Annotated in this window: 10 protein-coding genes; 4 read left to right on the top strand and 6 right to left on the bottom strand. The window is 41.1% G+C overall.

The window, feature by feature from the left end; genetic code table 11:
• Positions 1–15: 15 nt before the first annotated feature.
• Together soxB and AB1Y31_03780 are read left to right on the top strand one after the other, a co-directional pair.
• A complete protein-coding gene (gene soxB / locus AB1Y31_03785) occupies positions 16–1,764 on the top strand; it encodes a thiosulfohydrolase SoxB (protein ID MEW4982285.1) in 1,749 nt (582 codons plus the stop codon).
• A 288-nt stretch (positions 1,765–2,052) separates the two neighbouring features.
• Positions 2,053–4,275, top strand: a complete 2,223-nt coding sequence (locus AB1Y31_03780) for an NADP-dependent isocitrate dehydrogenase (GenBank protein ID MEW4982284.1) — start codon at positions 2,053–2,055, stop codon at positions 4,273–4,275.
• A gap of 116 nt (positions 4,276–4,391) precedes the next feature.
• Here AB1Y31_03780 and AB1Y31_03775 read toward each other — a convergent pair whose 3' ends face one another.
• A complete protein-coding gene (locus tag AB1Y31_03775; GenBank protein ID MEW4982283.1) occupies positions 4,392–4,853 on the bottom strand; it encodes a diguanylate cyclase in 462 nt (153 codons plus the stop codon).
• Positions 4,854–5,030: 177 nt separating this feature from the next.
• Between AB1Y31_03775 and AB1Y31_03770 the strand changes: the two genes are divergently transcribed.
• Positions 5,031–6,311, top strand: a complete 1,281-nt coding sequence (locus tag AB1Y31_03770) for an ATP-binding protein (protein MEW4982282.1) — start codon at positions 5,031–5,033, stop codon at positions 6,309–6,311.
• Positions 6,312–6,326: 15 nt separating this feature from the next.
• The gene (locus AB1Y31_03765) at positions 6,327–6,866 is read left to right on the top strand and encodes a response regulator transcription factor (protein MEW4982281.1); all 540 of its coding nucleotides are present in this window, start codon (positions 6,327–6,329) and stop codon (positions 6,864–6,866) included.
• Positions 6,867–6,883: 17 nt separating this feature from the next.
• Here the strand turns inward: AB1Y31_03765 and AB1Y31_03760 are convergent, their stop codons facing one another.
• The 5 genes from AB1Y31_03760 to AB1Y31_03740 all read right to left on the bottom strand — a co-directional run bounded on the left by AB1Y31_03760 (position 6,884) and on the right by AB1Y31_03740 (position 15,547).
• The gene (locus AB1Y31_03760) at positions 6,884–8,836 is read right to left on the bottom strand and encodes an AMP-binding protein (GenBank protein ID MEW4982280.1); all 1,953 of its coding nucleotides are present in this window, start codon (positions 8,834–8,836) and stop codon (positions 6,884–6,886) included.
• Between the two features lie 126 nt (positions 8,837–8,962).
• Positions 8,963–11,131 (bottom strand): hydantoinase/oxoprolinase family protein, encoded by a 2,169-nt coding sequence (locus tag AB1Y31_03755; protein ID MEW4982279.1) that lies wholly within the window; start codon positions 11,129–11,131, stop codon positions 8,963–8,965.
• A 21-nt stretch (positions 11,132–11,152) separates the two neighbouring features.
• Positions 11,153–11,704: an acetone carboxylase subunit gamma gene (locus AB1Y31_03750; protein ID MEW4982278.1), complete on the bottom strand. Its 552-nt coding sequence runs from the start codon at positions 11,702–11,704 to the stop codon at positions 11,153–11,155.
• A 53-nt stretch (positions 11,705–11,757) separates the two neighbouring features.
• Positions 11,758–13,971 (bottom strand): hydantoinase B/oxoprolinase family protein, encoded by a 2,214-nt coding sequence (locus tag AB1Y31_03745; protein MEW4982277.1) that lies wholly within the window; start codon positions 13,969–13,971, stop codon positions 11,758–11,760.
• Between the two features lie 217 nt (positions 13,972–14,188).
• A complete protein-coding gene (locus tag AB1Y31_03740; GenBank protein MEW4982276.1) occupies positions 14,189–15,547 on the bottom strand; it encodes a DUF1329 domain-containing protein in 1,359 nt (452 codons plus the stop codon).
• Between the last annotated feature and the right edge of the window lie 30 nt (positions 15,548–15,577).

Here is a 15,577-nt window from a genome sequence, read left to right as displayed (position 1 = left end):
CTTGGGGGGGAATAAATGAATCGTAGAGAATTCAATCGCCTGCTCTGCGCTGGCGCTATCGCGGGCATCTTACCTAAAACAAGCTTAGCCCTTTCAAGCAGTCTCCCCAACTACAACCTTCCCCAAAGCGGTGATGTTCGGCTACTCCATATAACCGACTGTCACGCACAACTTAAGCCTATTTATTTTAGAGAGCCTAATGTCAACATTGGGTTAAATGATGCATTAGGCCGCACACCACATATTGTTGGCGACGCCTTTTTAAGCAAAAACAAGCTAAATAAAAATTCTATTGAAGCACATGCATTTACTTATTTAAACTTCAATTCTGCAGCCAGAGAATACGGCAAAGTCGGTGGTTTCGCGCATTTAAGCACACTCATAAAGTCACTCAGAGCGTCTGCTGGTGGAAAAAACAACAGCCTATTATTGGACGGCGGTGACACATGGCAAGGCTCAGCAACGGCCTACTGGTCACGCGGCAAAGATATGGTTCAAGCAGCCAATTTATTAGGCATAGACGTGATGACCGGACACTGGGAATTCACCTATCAAGAAGAAGAAGTTTTGTCGAATGTCGATGACTTTAACGGCGAATTTTTAGCACAAAACATCACACTAACAGAAGAAGCTTTATTTGAAGGCAAGCAAGCTCATGACGAAGACACTGGGCACGTATTCAAACCTTACAGTATTAAAGAATTAAACGGCCATAGAATCGCCATTATCGGGCAGGCTTTCCCATACACACCCGTGGCCAACCCAAAACGTTTCATTCCTGATTGGAGCTTTGGCATCCAAAATCAGGCGTTACAAGAGCTTGTAGACGATATTAAAGAAAAAGAAAAACCAGCCGCCGTTATTCTTCTTTCTCATAATGGTATGGATGTTGACCTTAAACTCGCGTCCGTTGTTAGCGGTATAGATTTTATTTTGGGCGGACATACACATGATGGCGTCCCCATTCCTGTTACCGTAAAAAATAGTAGCGGCGTGACAGTTGTTACTAATGCCGGTTCAAACGGTAAATTCATTGCTGTACTTGATTTGAATTTAGATAACGGAACGCTAAAGGGTTATGAATATCGCCTACTCCCAGTGTTCTCAAACTTCATTAAAGCTGACAGCGAAATGAGCGCTTTAATTGACGAAATTCGAAAACCCTATCTGGCAACACTAACCGAAGAACTCGCCGTGAGCGAGTCCCTACTTTACCGCCGTGGTAACTTTAATGGTACGTTTGACCAATTGATCTGTGATGCACTTCGCCATGAATTAAATGCAGAAATATCCCTTTCACCCGGTTTTAGATGGGGCACCACCGTACTTCCTGGCCAAGCTATTACCTTTGAACATGTCATGGACCAAACCTGTATTACTTATCCTGAAACCTATGCACGCAACATGCTCGGCACTGAAATTAAGGCCATTTTAGAAGATGTAGCAGATAACCTCTTCCACCCCGACCCGTTCTATCAACAAGGTGGTGATATGGTCCGTGTTGGGGGTATGAATTACACCTGTGACCCCACTACAAACGCCGGCAAACGAATTAGCAATATGACCCTCGATAGTGGCAAGAAAATTGAGCCTAATAAATATTACAAAGTAGCTGGTTGGGCAACAGTTGGATCAAAGGCACCGGGTAAACCAATATGGGAGGTTGTTGCAAACTACTTACGCAACAAAAAAACGATCCGCATTAATAGCATCAATTCACCTAACTTAAAGAATGTCTTTAATAACCCGGGAATGACTCTATAAACCGCCGAGCTAAGTCATTACTTCTTTATCTATTAATTTAGCTTCCGCCATCACTTACAATCTCGAATTAACTGCTTATTTTTTGTCAGCACGGTTAAATCAAAAAAAGCTAAGCGCTTTGTTGTTTTTCTTTATTCTTTATTAAACGTAGCTAATGTTTTGCGGTACAATTTTGCTACAAAGAAACCTTGCATTTAATAGACGGAATAACAACGTTTAACGCTTATTTCTGATGCTGGAAAGACCCTCTTTAAATAAATCAATTAACGAGTCCTAAGGAAGACATTGATGAGTTCAAAAATTATCTATACGCAAACAGATGAAGCGCCCTTGCTAGCAACGAGTTCGCTCCTTCCAATAATTAAAACATTTGCCGCTGCTGCAGATATTGACGTGCAGTTGGCCGACATATCGTTATCAAGTCGAATCTTGGCAATATTTTCTGATATTTTACCCACTGAGCAGCAGAAAACAGACGCACTAGCGGAACTTGGAAAATTAACCCAAGATCCAAAAACTAATATTATCAAGTTACCCAATATTAGTGCCTCCATTCCTCAGCTTAAAGATGCTATTGCTGAGTTGCAGTCGAAGGGTTTTAATATTCCAAGTTACCCCGATGATCCTAAAACCGATGAAGAAAAAGCGCTTCAGTTAAGATATGGTAAAACGTTAGGCAGTGCTGTTAACCCTGTGTTACGCGAAGGCAATTCAGACCGTCGTGCGCCGAAAGCGGTAAAAGAATACGCAAAGAAAAACCCTCATTCAATGGGTAAGTGGAGCCAAGCTTCAAGAACTCATGTATCTCATATGCAGTCAGGAGATTTTTACTCCAGCGAGAAAAGTTTAACGTTAGATAAAGACTGCAATGTAAAGATTGAATTTATTGCCAAAAATGGTGATGTCACTGTATTGAAGGAAAACATAGCGCTTTTAAAGGGTGAAATCATAGACAGTATGTTTATGAGTAAGAAGCAACTGTGTGAGTACCTTGAAGCAGAGTTGAATGACGCTAAAGAAACTGGGGTTATTTTCTCATTCCATGTGAAAGCAACCATGATGAAAGTATCGCACCCTATTGTTTTTGGCCACGCGGTTAAAATATATTACAAAGATTTATTTGCAAAACACGGTAAGCTTTTTGATGAGTTAGGCGTTAACCCTAATGATGGCTTAAGCAGCGTATATGACCATATCGAGAAATTACCTGCATCCGTTAAAGATGAAATTCTAGCTGACATGCATGCGTGTTATGAAACGCGCCCTGAATTAGCCATGGTTGACTCTGCAAAAGGTATCTCAAATCTACATACACCTAACGAGGTGATTGTTGACGCTTCGATGCCGGCGATGATTCGTGCAGGCGGTAAGATGTGGGGTCCAGACGGCAAAATGAATGATACAAAAGCAGTCATGCCGGAAAGTACGTTCGCTAGGATATATCAAGAAATCATCAGTTTCTGTAAAACTCATGGCGCCTTTGACCCAACAACAATGGGTACAGTCCCTAATGTTGGCCTAATGGCACAAAAAGCAGAAGAGTACGGCTCTCATGACAAAACATTTGAAATGACGGCGGATGGTAGTACACGCATTGTCGATGACAAAGGAAACATCTTGCTTGAAATGGATGTTGAAGAAGGCGATATCTGGAGAATGTGTCAGGTAAAAGACGCACCTATTCAAGACTGGGTGAAATTAGCAGTAACGCGTGCACGCCTATCAAAAACACCGGCTGTTTTTTGGTTAGATGAATACCGCCCTCATGAAAATGAACTCATCAAAAAAGTTAATACATATCTTCAAGACCACGATTTAACCGGTGTTGATATTAGGATTATGTCGCAAACAAGAGCGATGCGTTACACCTTGGAGCGTATCTTACGTGGCAGTGATACGATTTCTGTTACCGGTAATATCCTGCGTGATTACCTCACTGATTTGTTTCCAATTTTAGAATTAGGCACCAGTGCCAAAATGTTATCCATTGTTCCGTTAATGGCAGGTGGCGGTTTATTTGAAACCGGCGCAGGTGGTTCCGCGCCAAAGCACGTTAAGCAGTTATTAGAAGAAAATCACCTGCGCTGGGATTCACTGGGTGAGTTTTTAGCACTTTGTGCATCGTTAGAACACACAGCAATAACAGATGGCAACGAAAAGGCCGGCATATTGGCAAAAACACTTGATGAAGCCACTGCTAAGTTATTAGACACAGGGAAATCCCCTTCACGTAAAACAGGTGAGCTTGACAACAGAGGCAGTCATTTTTATGTTGCACTATATTGGGCTCAAGCACTGGCTGAGCAGACTGACAATGAAGAGTTGCAAGCTTATTTCAAGCCATTAGCAAAAGCGTTATCAGATAACGAAGAAAAAATTGTTAGTGATTTAACTACCGCCCAATGGCATGCGGTTGATATTGGTGGTTATTACAAACCAAATCTTGAACAGACAGCAGCCATAATGAGACCTTCAGCGTTATTTAATGAGGCTCTTACCACATTAGCCTAGCTCATTAAGAAAATAGCTACGAAACTAAACCTGGTGCTTAGTTAAATAAGCACCAGCTTTTTTTATTATTAATTTCTTTGGTATGTTTTTTACTGTTTATAACGGCATAAAAAACGTTACTTTAGGGCATCCTTTTTTGCTATATCGAGGAGTTCCTTATAGGAATCCCCTTGTTGCGGAAACTCTGCAATACCGATCGCAGCATTTAGTTTAATTGAGGAACCGCCTTCTAACACAATCGGTTCAGCCAACTCATTTTTCAGTTTTTCGACCAGTATAGAAACGTGGTCTTCGCTGGTTTCAATCGTAAGATTCGCGAAATTCATATCATATAAATGCGCATAAACGTCTGAATCACGGGCCTTAGATAATAGACGATCGGCAATCGCTTTTAAGGCAAGATCACTTTGTTGCGTATTGATATCGCTAATGAGTAAATCAAACGTAATAAACAGCATAACTGCCTTTGCATTAGTACGTTTGCTAAATTCAAGTAAGTGTTTAGTTTGTTCTTCAAAAGTCGCTGCATCGGCTAAACCTGTTACAGACTGCTTACTCTCTTGTTGCTTGGAATTCATAGGTTTTATTTTATAAATATGAGTGTTTACAAATCATGGCAGGTTATTAATAATTTACTAGTCGTGATGCGCAAAATAATTAAAAAATCAAGCCTAGCTTGCGACAAATTGACGCAGGGGCTCGTTGTCATGATTGTATGCTGTTAAAGTAGCTTTAGCCTTATTAATAATGCATCGATGATAAACCTACTTCCTAAGACCACCTCTTCCGCACCCAGTGAAAATTTAAAGCATTTATTGTCGCTAAGGGCGCTCAACATCAGTGGGCAATTGATCGCTATTATTGTCAGTATTTATTATCTGGAAATGGCTTTACCCATTAAGCCGTTGGCGATCATATTAATCACTCTAATCACTTGGAGTTTGTTTACACTTTTTTTACTAAAAAAACCCTCAAATATCACCGACAATAGTTTCTTTATCCAGTTGATTGTTGACGTTGTCGCATTGACCGCTATTTTATATTTCACTGGCGGTGCAACCAACCCATTTGTTTGGTTTTTATTAGTGCCACACACTATTGTCTCCACCCTACTACCGCGCGTGCATGTTTGGTTAATGGCCTTACTCACCTCTTCATCATATACTTTGCTTGTGTTTTTTTATCGACCCTTAGTGCACCTTGATCACACAATGGAAATAAGCGCGGGAGGGCACTTTGCAGACCATATTATTGGCATGTGGATTGGTTTTGTATTGTCTACTTTTTTATTAGCCTATTTTGTAGCAGGTATGGCTGAATCGCTGCGCAAAAGAAATAAATTATTATCTGACATGAAGGAACGCATATTTATAGATGAGCGCCTTGTCGCTTTAGGCACATTAGCGACCGGAGCAGCACATGAATTAGGAACACCATTAGGAACGATGGATGTTCTAGCCCATGAGCTAAAAATCGAGCTTGAGCAAACGGATAATCAATCAGCCATTAGTAAATTATCTATCATTGGCGAGCAAATAAAACGCTGTAAAAATGTACTTTTTAGCATCACTGAAACAGCGACTTCTGAGAAGTATGATGCAGGGCAATTATTAGCCATTGATCAATACATTACCAACGTCCTTAATCAATGGCGAATTTCAAATTTAGATGTGAATCTAATTGAGCTGATCAATGGAAAAGGAGCTACCCCAAAGCTCATTTCCAACCTAACGCTGACACGTGCTCTTATTAACATTTTAGATAATGCGGCTCAAGCATCACCTTCATATGTAAAACTAACGATTAACTGGAATGAAGAATGCGTTAGCCTTGTCATTGAAGATGAAGGAAAAGGTATGGATGACGCACAGTTAGCTAGGTTGGGCACACATATGATGAGTTCTAAAGAAGAAGGATTAGGAATAGGGATCTACATCACTAAAGCTACCTTGGAGCAATTAGGTGGCGATATTAAATGGGCAAACCGCAAACCGAAGGGTATGCGCGTCAGCATTTCACTTCCCTTGAGAGCTTAAATTACTTTGGATTTCATGACTAATAACAACAAAAGAATGTTAATTATTGATGATGATGAAGTGTATTGTTCCGTATTGAGCGATGCATTTAAACGTCGTGGCTTTGATGTTCAGTCAGCGCATACAGAAGATCAAGCCATCCAAAAAATTGACGAATTTAAGCCCGAAATGGCCGTAGTGGATTTGCGGTTAGAGCAAGGATCAGGCCTGCATTTAATCAAACATCTCAAGAAAAAAAACCAGGATACTAAGGTCATCATGCTGACAGGCTATGCCAGCATTGCAACCGCAGTAGAGGCCGTTAAATTAGGCGCTATTCAATACATTACTAAACCAGCAAATGCTGATGAAATCTTGGCTGCGTTTGAGCAAACAGACGCCGATTCTGAAGTCCTCCCGTCGGATAAGCCTTTATCCGTTAAACGTTTGGAATGGGAGCATATGCAAAAAGTTTTATTGGAGTGCAATGGAAATATTTCAGAAGCTGCAAGACAGCTTAATATGCACCGCCGTACCTTACAAAGAAAATTAGCTAAAAGGCCTGTTAGACAATAACGACGGTTTTCTAAAAATCATTTCAGCTTTTTTTGTTTAATGTAATCAATTGACTCAGGATTGACCATTGATGATAAATCGCCCGGTTCTGCACCTACTAAAAGCGCCTTAACAACACGGCGCATAATTTTCATGGTCCGAGTTTTTGGTAAATCTTCAACAAAAACTACTTGTTTAGGCTTATAGGATTTCCCCATTTCATTGACCACTGCATCTATTAGTTCTTGTTGTAGCTCGTCTTCAACAAAACCTTCTTTAGGTACACAAACACAGACCACCGCAGAGCCACCAATTTCATCGGGCACCCCAATAACGGCTGCTTCTACAATTTTCCCCGTTGCTAATAATGGCCCTTCAATTTCTGCTGGGCCGGTGCGCTTTCCTGAAATCTTCAACGTGTCATCAGAACGTCCCAACACGTACCACATGCCATGAGCATCTTTTACCGCCCAGTCACCATGCACCCATAGCCCTGGAATAGTTCGCCAATAACTATCTAAGTAGCGTTCAGGGTTGTTCCACAAGCCACGTGTTAAACCTATAGACGCATGGCGAAGCACTAGCTCACCGACTTTTCCATCTTCTATAGAAAGACCTTGCTCATCAATAATATCTGCGCCCATAGCAGGCATTTGTGTATTAAAACAACACGGTTTTAATGGCCTAGCAATAGTGCAACCTAAAATCCCACAACCAATTTCTGTCCCTCCAGTTAAGTTCATTATCGGCACACGCTTGTTGCAGATTTTATCAAAAAACCATAACCAAGCATCTGGATTCCAAGGCTCACCCGTCGTTAGTACAACTTTTAGCGAAGAAAAATCATATTGGCTAATGCTTTCCTCCGGTTGACTCATAAATATACGCGCAATAGTCGGTGCAAAGCCTAGCCAGCTAACCTTATATTCTTCAAGTAGCCGCCAAATTCGGCCAGGTTCTGGGTAATTAGGCGCACCCTCCCCCATTATTAATGTCGCACCAACAAAACTTACCCCCATAATTTCAAGCGGGCCAACGACCCACCCCATATCGCTCATCCACAGTAAACGATCAGCTTCCGTCAACTCTGACATCACCTGCAAATCAAACATCGCTTTAACCATAAAGCCGCAATGGGTTTGCACCGTTCCTTTAGGCATTCCGGTCGTACCCGATGTATAAACAAGCATCATTGGATCTTCAGCGTCCATGACTTCTGTATCACTAATGGTTGGCATATTTTTTGTTAATGCCAACCAATCAACGTCGCCCTCTTCTGTACAGCTCTCCATGCCCACGTGTTGATAAACAACAACGTGTTTTAAACTTGGAATACTTTTGCGTGCTGTATCAATGGTCGATTTTAAATTGACCACATTGGACCGCCTTGTGGTGCCATCAACGGTTATAACCGCTTTAGCTTCACCATCATTTAAACGCACAATAATGGGTTCTGGACCGAAACCGGAAAAGAGAGGAATCACAACTCCACCCATTTTAATAATGGCCAAAAATGCAATAGCAACTTCTGGAATCATCGGCATATAAAGGCCGACAGCATCACCTTTTTTGAGCCCTAAAGAACGCAACCCTTCAGTTAATTGAGAAACTTTCGCATCAAGTTCGGCATACGTTAAAGAGTTTTTATACCCCGCTTCAGTCTCGTGATGAATAAAGGTTTTATCCCAAACATCTGTCCCTTTGTGCTTATCTAAACAATTTAATGCTACATTTGTTTTGCCGCCTACACACCATCGACTCCACTCAATACCACCCGATAGGTCTACCACTTTGTCGTAATCTTGATAAAACTTGATATCAAGAAACTTTATTGCTGCATTCCAAAACCACTCCGGGTCATTGTCAGATTTACTCAGTAATTCATCATAGTCCTTAACGCCCGCGGCATTAATGAACTTTTGTATTTGCGAATTAGCAAGTAACTCTTCTGTCGGCTGCCATACGATGTCTGGATAAGGCTCGAATTGCATTTTATAACTCCATAAACATATCTTGATTTGCTTTAAAACGTACTCATTTATAAAAAGATGCTTGTTTATCTAAAGCATACAAAAAAGCCGCTACCGTACAAAGTGTAAGATAGCGGCTTTTAAATTTTACCGATAATGCAAGATAAGGTATTCGTCTAACTCAACTCGCTTTTCTGGTGGAATGATAACTGTTGTCATCGGGTCACGGATAATTGAAGGACCATGAATAACATTTCCAGCCTTAAGTTCTGACATTTGCCAAACCTTAAAATCATAGAACTGGCCTTCATGGCTCACTTCTCTGCTTTCAACATACGCCGCTTTTGGTGGTATTACTCCCTCAAGTTCATGTTTAGTAATCTCAGGCATCGCCTTAGGAGCAACGGCTTGTACAAACACCTCCGTCACTGCGTAACCAGCATCTGGGAACCTTGCGCCATCCGGGTAAATATTGGTATACATTTCTTCGAACGCCGCAATGATTCTATCAATATCAGCCGCACTTTTCGCTTCACCTGACTCTAGTAATGTCTCAAAACTTTCCAACTGCCCCATGTAACGCCCATAAAAACCGTAGCGATATACTAGATCTTCTGAATCTATCCCTTCAGACTCCATTTCATCAACTGCTTTCTTCTCAAGTGTGCGCCATGCCGTATCAATCTCGTTAGCGACACCGACTTTCCCATCATCACCTAATCCATTTGGAATTGTAATGACCACACCCATATGATATCGATGTAGGTATTCAGCGCACGCTCCACCAAAAGCTGAAAAAGCAGCCGCGTAGGGGAAGGTAATAACATCAGCCAGATCAAAGTCTTGCGTGTAACCCCACATATGAACAGGGCCCGCTCCACCGTAACACATCATAGTAAAGTCACGCGTGTTGTAACCTTTTGAGACAAGAATAGCCTTTGCTGCATCACGCATTTGCGCATTAACAACCGCCAAAATACCTTTACCTGCTTCATAAATATCAAGCCCTAAAGGGTCAGCAATTGTTTCTTTCAATGCTTTCTTAGCTTTTTCAGCATCTAAGATTATTTTGCCACCCAAGAAATAATTAGGATCTACGTAGCCCATCGCCACATTCACATCGGTGACGGTTAACTTGTCATATTTATAGCAAAGACCGACCTCCGAGCCAGCACTTTCTGGCCCCACATGAAGACGCTTGTACTCATCTATCCATACCGCAGAGCCCGCGCCTGAACCCACAGAATCAATGGCAACCATTGGTAACGCCAAACGATGCCCAGCAAAATCAGGATCTTTACGAATCGTTAACATATTATTAACGATAAGACCTACATCAAAACTTGTCCCTCCCATGTCAGCAGTACAAACATTTTTTAAACCAAGTTTATGGCTCATTACCTGCGCACCCATCATGCCACCAATGGGGCCGGAAATAACTGTCTCATACAATCTAGGGTATTCAACATTAACCGCACCACCATACGATAATAGCGTTAACAATCGTGCATCATAGCCATCTGCTACAGCTGATTTTTCAACATCAACAATAGTTTCACGCGTATGTTCAGCAGCAAAACATTGTAATAATAAGCTCTTCAAGCGGTTATTTTCCTTGCTAACAGGCGCTATATCAGATGAGCAGACAACAGGGATACTAACACCCGCCGCTTCAACCATTTCCAATGCTATCTCTTTTGCACGGTGTTCATGGCTTTGTTCAATATAAGAGTTTATAAACAAAATCCCAATAACTTCAACATTGGATGCAATGAGTTTTTTGACGCCTTCCCTAACATGCTTCTCACTTAATGGTGCCAATACAGTGCCCGGCGCTATATGCTTTTCCATAAAATAACTGCCGCCACTTATTCGTTCACTAACGCCATGAATATTCTGGCGATCAACCATAGGTCTTGTATGTTTATGTAATTGATTATGTAAAATCTCAGATTGTGTTTGACCTAAATATGTCAAACCACCTTCCATAATAGACATATCTTCAAAGCCACGAGTGACGATCAAACCTACTTTTTTACCAGTACCGGTTAACAAGGTATTAAGCATACCCGTACCGGCATAGATACTGACAGAGGCACTTTCATGTGCTTCTTTCGAAGTAATACCAATACTTTGCGCCGCATCTTCAACAGACTCTAAATAACTTGAGGCTTCGTCTTTTTTATTTGTTAACGCCTTTCCTACAGTAAATGTGCCATCATCTTGGACCAAAATGGTGTCTGTCATTGTGCCGCCGGCATCGAGAGCTAATATATATTTTTTATTCTCACGTAATAAACCTTTCGTAACTGACATAAAGTTCTCCTAAAATTACTTTTAAAGTGCTGCTAAATATTCGACTGTTTTATCTTGGAACCAATCAGGCGACTCATCACTTAATGGTTTATTCAAAAACTCCCTATAAAACCGGTCTAAATCGGGTAATGCCTCAAAAATAAGCGGGTACCCTGGTGGAACAACTTCTATCGCCAATTGAGCTGTACAGCCAGGGCAGTAAAACTCGCGTATTTCCATCCATTCAGAATCGGGCGATGCAGCAGCTGGATAATAAACTTCTTCCATTTGCTCTTGGGTATCTCTTGTTCGTATATCTGTTTTTAATTTCCAGTTCACTCGATAATCGCCGTATTCATGGCCACAATCACATTTAACAATTCGCTCACTTTCACCTTTTTTTACAATATATAAATGATCATTCAACCTCATTAGAATTTGGTTATCCCATGAAACATTTTCTTTCAACACATCAAGATAAGTCCAAAATCTTTCTGGGTCCTTTTTTGCCATACGCCTCATTTCATCTACATCGTTATCCGATATATGGCCTTCGACCAGTTTTTTCATTAAACCTTTATCAACTTTTTCCATTTCTTTCTCCCAAAATACCTTAAATTTTTATATCGCTGAATTTAACTCTTGCGTTATATTTCAAATTTATCGTCTAACTGCCAAAAAGATCGGTAGTGTTTATCGTAGCCATCAAAACTGGTAGAGCTCCTATACATTTCTAGTAGTTCCTCTCTAATCGTATGTGACTCTACTTTGACTTTTTGATCCTTCCACCATTGTGAAGCAGGTATTGAGTTCGACCGACGAGCAGCAACCAATACCTCTCGTGCCGTGCTAGTAGATGATTCATCAAGCGTTACTTGTCCAACATCATTCTTACTTGCCACAACGCCATACATAACTTTTGCAAAGCTTTCAGGTAGTTGACCAATTCGAATATCCTCCACCACTGACGCAATTTCTCGTTCTAATGGGTCACCCCAACCTCCAGAGGCACCCGCAGAATTTGCCCAAATATCATCATCTCCCATTGCTTGCTCTGGTGGATCATATTTCCAGACCGTTACATCACCAGTTAATTTACCTTCATTAACGTAACTCAACACCTCGCCAGCTGTTGTTGGTGTATCACCACCTGTTTCAAATAACTCCTGCAGGTTTGTATCTAATGCAGTGACCGTAACGACACCTGGCGCAGGGTAACCCCCATTCATGCCTGAAGATACATAAGTCGTCATCGCTGTTGCAGAGCCACCTCGAGAAACACCCAAACGTTGACCTGTTTCTTGCATCCAATGAACAGAACTTTGACCAACACCTCCACGGTATTTACCGTGTCCGCAATAGCCGGGTTCTAACTTCCTACCTAAGTGATGTAAAGGTGGGATCAAATATTCAAACTCTTCAGAATTACCGACATTACACAATTGTGTATGCTGCGCCCAAGTACACGGAGTTCCATCTTTAAATGGGTACGCACCCATTGCACCACCACCAACCCATTCGAAATTGGTAAAACCATACGGTGTTCCATCCTCTAAAACACCACTACCTTGCACACCATCCCATGAGTCTTCAGGTGCGAAAGCCTCTTCTAAATAGCCGCGCATAAAGAAATTTCTGTGGATAGCACTTGCTGAAAGGCATTGCATTTGCATTGACTGAGCCCAAATATTTGCACAAGCGGCAAACTCGGTATCTGGGTTATAAATACTGCCTTCATGGTAAATACTTTTAACGTTCATATTCACACCGGCACTCGCTTTACAGCTATGTGCAAACGTCGTCGTAATGCCTAAATACAAGCTAACATCAGATCCGCCAGGGTAACCGTTAAATCCGTGATAACCCCAACGAGAAGAACCTTCTGTATCCCAAACAATGCCGCCTTTTTCATCTTGGCTAAACATAGTGTGTACGTGAATCATTTCATTCTTATCAGCGTGCTTCCAGATTTTTTGTTGATCTTTTAGCATAGAAATTCTGAAACAACTGCCTTCGTAACGACCAGGAATTAAGGTCGAACGCATATTATCGAGAATCATTTGGCGACTTTCTTCGATAACTTCTTTACATGCTTGTGTGTAATATTCAACACCGTATTCTTCGATAATTTCATGAATAGAGCTATGAATCATCGAACAACCAGCTAAACGCATTTTGTCATCTAAAATATTCATCGCACCCGCACGTGTACGGCGCATCCAAAGATTGTCCCACCATTTTGCTTGCCTGAGATTCTCCCCTGTCTTCATGGGAGGGAAAACAAAGCCATCCATAAAGGTATCAACAGTAAATACTGGCCAACTACCCGCCTGCGGCGCACCCGCTTCCATAATATGGTTAACCGAACATGCCCAGGCAACAACTTCGCCTTCAACAGCAATAGGTACTAATGTATACGTGTCGCCAGGGTGTGGAGCACCCGACGTTAATGGGTCATCAGCACCAAAAACATCGCCATCATTGATGCCAGGATTTTCTTCGAAATCATTATCAATCATGTGCTTTACAGAGACGGGAAACGCAGCACAATGTGAGATAAAGCCGAGTGACATCGCCAAGGTGTCCCCCTCAGCCGTGGTTAAAGCCCATACTGACTCACCCATCTCACGACCACCAGGGCTGGCCGCCACATACCTTGCTTTTTCTCGGGCGGCGAATACTGCTGATTGCAACCGCGAGAAGAACTGTTCAAACCTAATAGGGTCTTTATTCTTTAATGTTAATTCTTTCGTCCCCCAATAATGTCCAGACTCTTCATATAACTCATCTTTCTGTCTCAGCTTATAAGCCAGTGTTTTTTCAATCGGTAATCCTAAACCTTCTTTCATTACAGTAGCCATACATGTCCTCCTGAGGAACTCATTTTAATTATTCAAATAAAACATCTCTTTAAAACAAAAGCATTCTTCGTGCCAAACACAAAAATATAACAATATATTCTTATATATCAATATCTTAGTTAAATATATTTAACTAAGATGGAGGATAAATTAACATCAAAAATTGCATCAAAATCAAACAGATTGTCTAAAAAAAGGACACTCATAAAAGACAACCTTAATGACCCTCTGTTAGCTTATTCACATCCATTTCACGTTTTATTTTTGAACTTTTATTAAGTGGATAACCACCAATAGTTCCATTAACAATGGTGCCACGCTCTGCTTGAAGGTCAATTGCATTGGAACTTTGAAAAACGGGAATATTTAACCCATCAACATCAAAGCCTCGTTGTTTTGCATATTTTCTTGCTGGTGAGTCTTCACTCCATAGCTTTGATTGTTGCCAAACCTTCCATATCACTCCAGATCGGTCAAACGCATTACAGTAATAAGCATGATGATTATCACGGTCTGTCATAATGTATTTGATTGAATATGGATGATTTTTGCGTTTGGGAATTTGTGCAAAAACATCAACTTCCTTTAGCTGCCAATCATCGTTGGCGGTCCAGCCATCGGGACCATAATAAAATGCCGCAGCCCTTTTAGATTGAGCTACAGCAAGTATTCTCGCAACACCGTAATATTTCCACGTATGCTCATCAATCCTTCCTGAAAAACAATAGAAATCTTCAAGTGTATGATCTGTGCCCAATAAACTATCTGATTTAGAGTCAGCGGATACTCGCCGCACTCGCCGAGTAGATGGGATATAGGCCCATGCATCATCTGACTTTTCAGCATCAAGGTACCGAATAGTCAGGTAAGCTGTATCTTTAATATCAAACGGTGCATAGAAACTAATAACTTCACGGTACTCTTCATCTTGACCAAACCGACCTTTTATTTTGTAGTTGGTTTTAGAAAGATCAGCTCGTGAATTAAAGTAAACGCGTTTGTATTTGGCATTTAAAATACGCTCAAATTTTCCGCCTCCTAGGTACATCCCTTTGAATTCTTCATCCGTACTTTGAATGCTATGTTCTCCACCTTTCCTAACCCATATCCATTGCGAATTTTTGCCTTCTAAGCCTTGTCGTTGCCAACGATAATTGAAATTCCATACAGCCTTATACCCAGAAAACTTATCGTTAACATTCAGAGAGCTTGGATTAAATGGCTCCCCAGCTTGATAGTCTCTTAATAAACCCGACTCATCTAAAAAAGGTCGTCCAGAAAATAGGTTCGTCGCTTGTTGATATTCTATTGAGGGTGAAAATCTCTTTGATGGCTGGAGCATAAACTCCATTTTGTCGAAAAACAAAATATCAATATAGCCAGGTGGCACGAATGGCCGAAACTTTTCTTTGTCTGCATAATGAACAACATCTCCGGCAGAAAAGTTAGCGATAGAAGATTGGTTTAACGTTAACCAAGATAGGAAGTCCCCTTCAGAAAAAGAAACGGCAGAACAGTTTGTGTAGACAATAACAAAAAGAGCTGAAAAGAAAGCCTTTTGAATATAGTTAAGCATGTTAAATAAATTTGTACATAAACATGCTAA

It is taken from the genome of Cycloclasticus sp., from assembly GCA_040743155.1.
Taxonomy (GTDB): Bacteria; Pseudomonadota; Gammaproteobacteria; order Methylococcales; family Cycloclasticaceae; genus Cycloclasticus.
The sequence above is the reverse complement of the archived record's forward strand: the minus strand, read 5'-3'. Positions and strand labels throughout refer to the sequence as shown.

Bases quoted from the DNA above. Each gene is read 5' to 3' on its own strand.
- AB1Y31_03755 (MEW4982279.1), bottom strand. From the start codon at position 11,131: ATGTCAGTTACGAAAGGTTTATTACGTGAGAATAAAAAATATATATTA.
- AB1Y31_03760 (MEW4982280.1), bottom strand. From the start codon at position 8,836: ATGCAATTCGAGCCTTATCCAGACATCGTATGGCAGCCGACAGAAGAG.
- AB1Y31_03740 (MEW4982276.1), bottom strand. From the start codon at position 15,547: ATGCTTAACTATATTCAAAAGGCTTTCTTTTCAGCTCTTTTTGTTATT.
- AB1Y31_03750 (MEW4982278.1), bottom strand. From the start codon at position 11,704: ATGGAAAAAGTTGATAAAGGTTTAATGAAAAAACTGGTCGAAGGCCAT.
- AB1Y31_03780 (MEW4982284.1), top strand. From the start codon at position 2,053: ATGAGTTCAAAAATTATCTATACGCAAACAGATGAAGCGCCCTTGCTA.
- soxB (MEW4982285.1), top strand. From the start codon at position 16: ATGAATCGTAGAGAATTCAATCGCCTGCTCTGCGCTGGCGCTATCGCG.
- AB1Y31_03765 (MEW4982281.1), top strand. From the start codon at position 6,327: ATGACTAATAACAACAAAAGAATGTTAATTATTGATGATGATGAAGTG.
- AB1Y31_03745 (MEW4982277.1), bottom strand. From the start codon at position 13,971: ATGGCTACTGTAATGAAAGAAGGTTTAGGATTACCGATTGAAAAAACA.
- AB1Y31_03775 (MEW4982283.1), bottom strand. From the start codon at position 4,853: ATGAATTCCAAGCAACAAGAGAGTAAGCAGTCTGTAACAGGTTTAGCC.
- AB1Y31_03770 (MEW4982282.1), top strand. From the start codon at position 5,031: ATGATAAACCTACTTCCTAAGACCACCTCTTCCGCACCCAGTGAAAAT.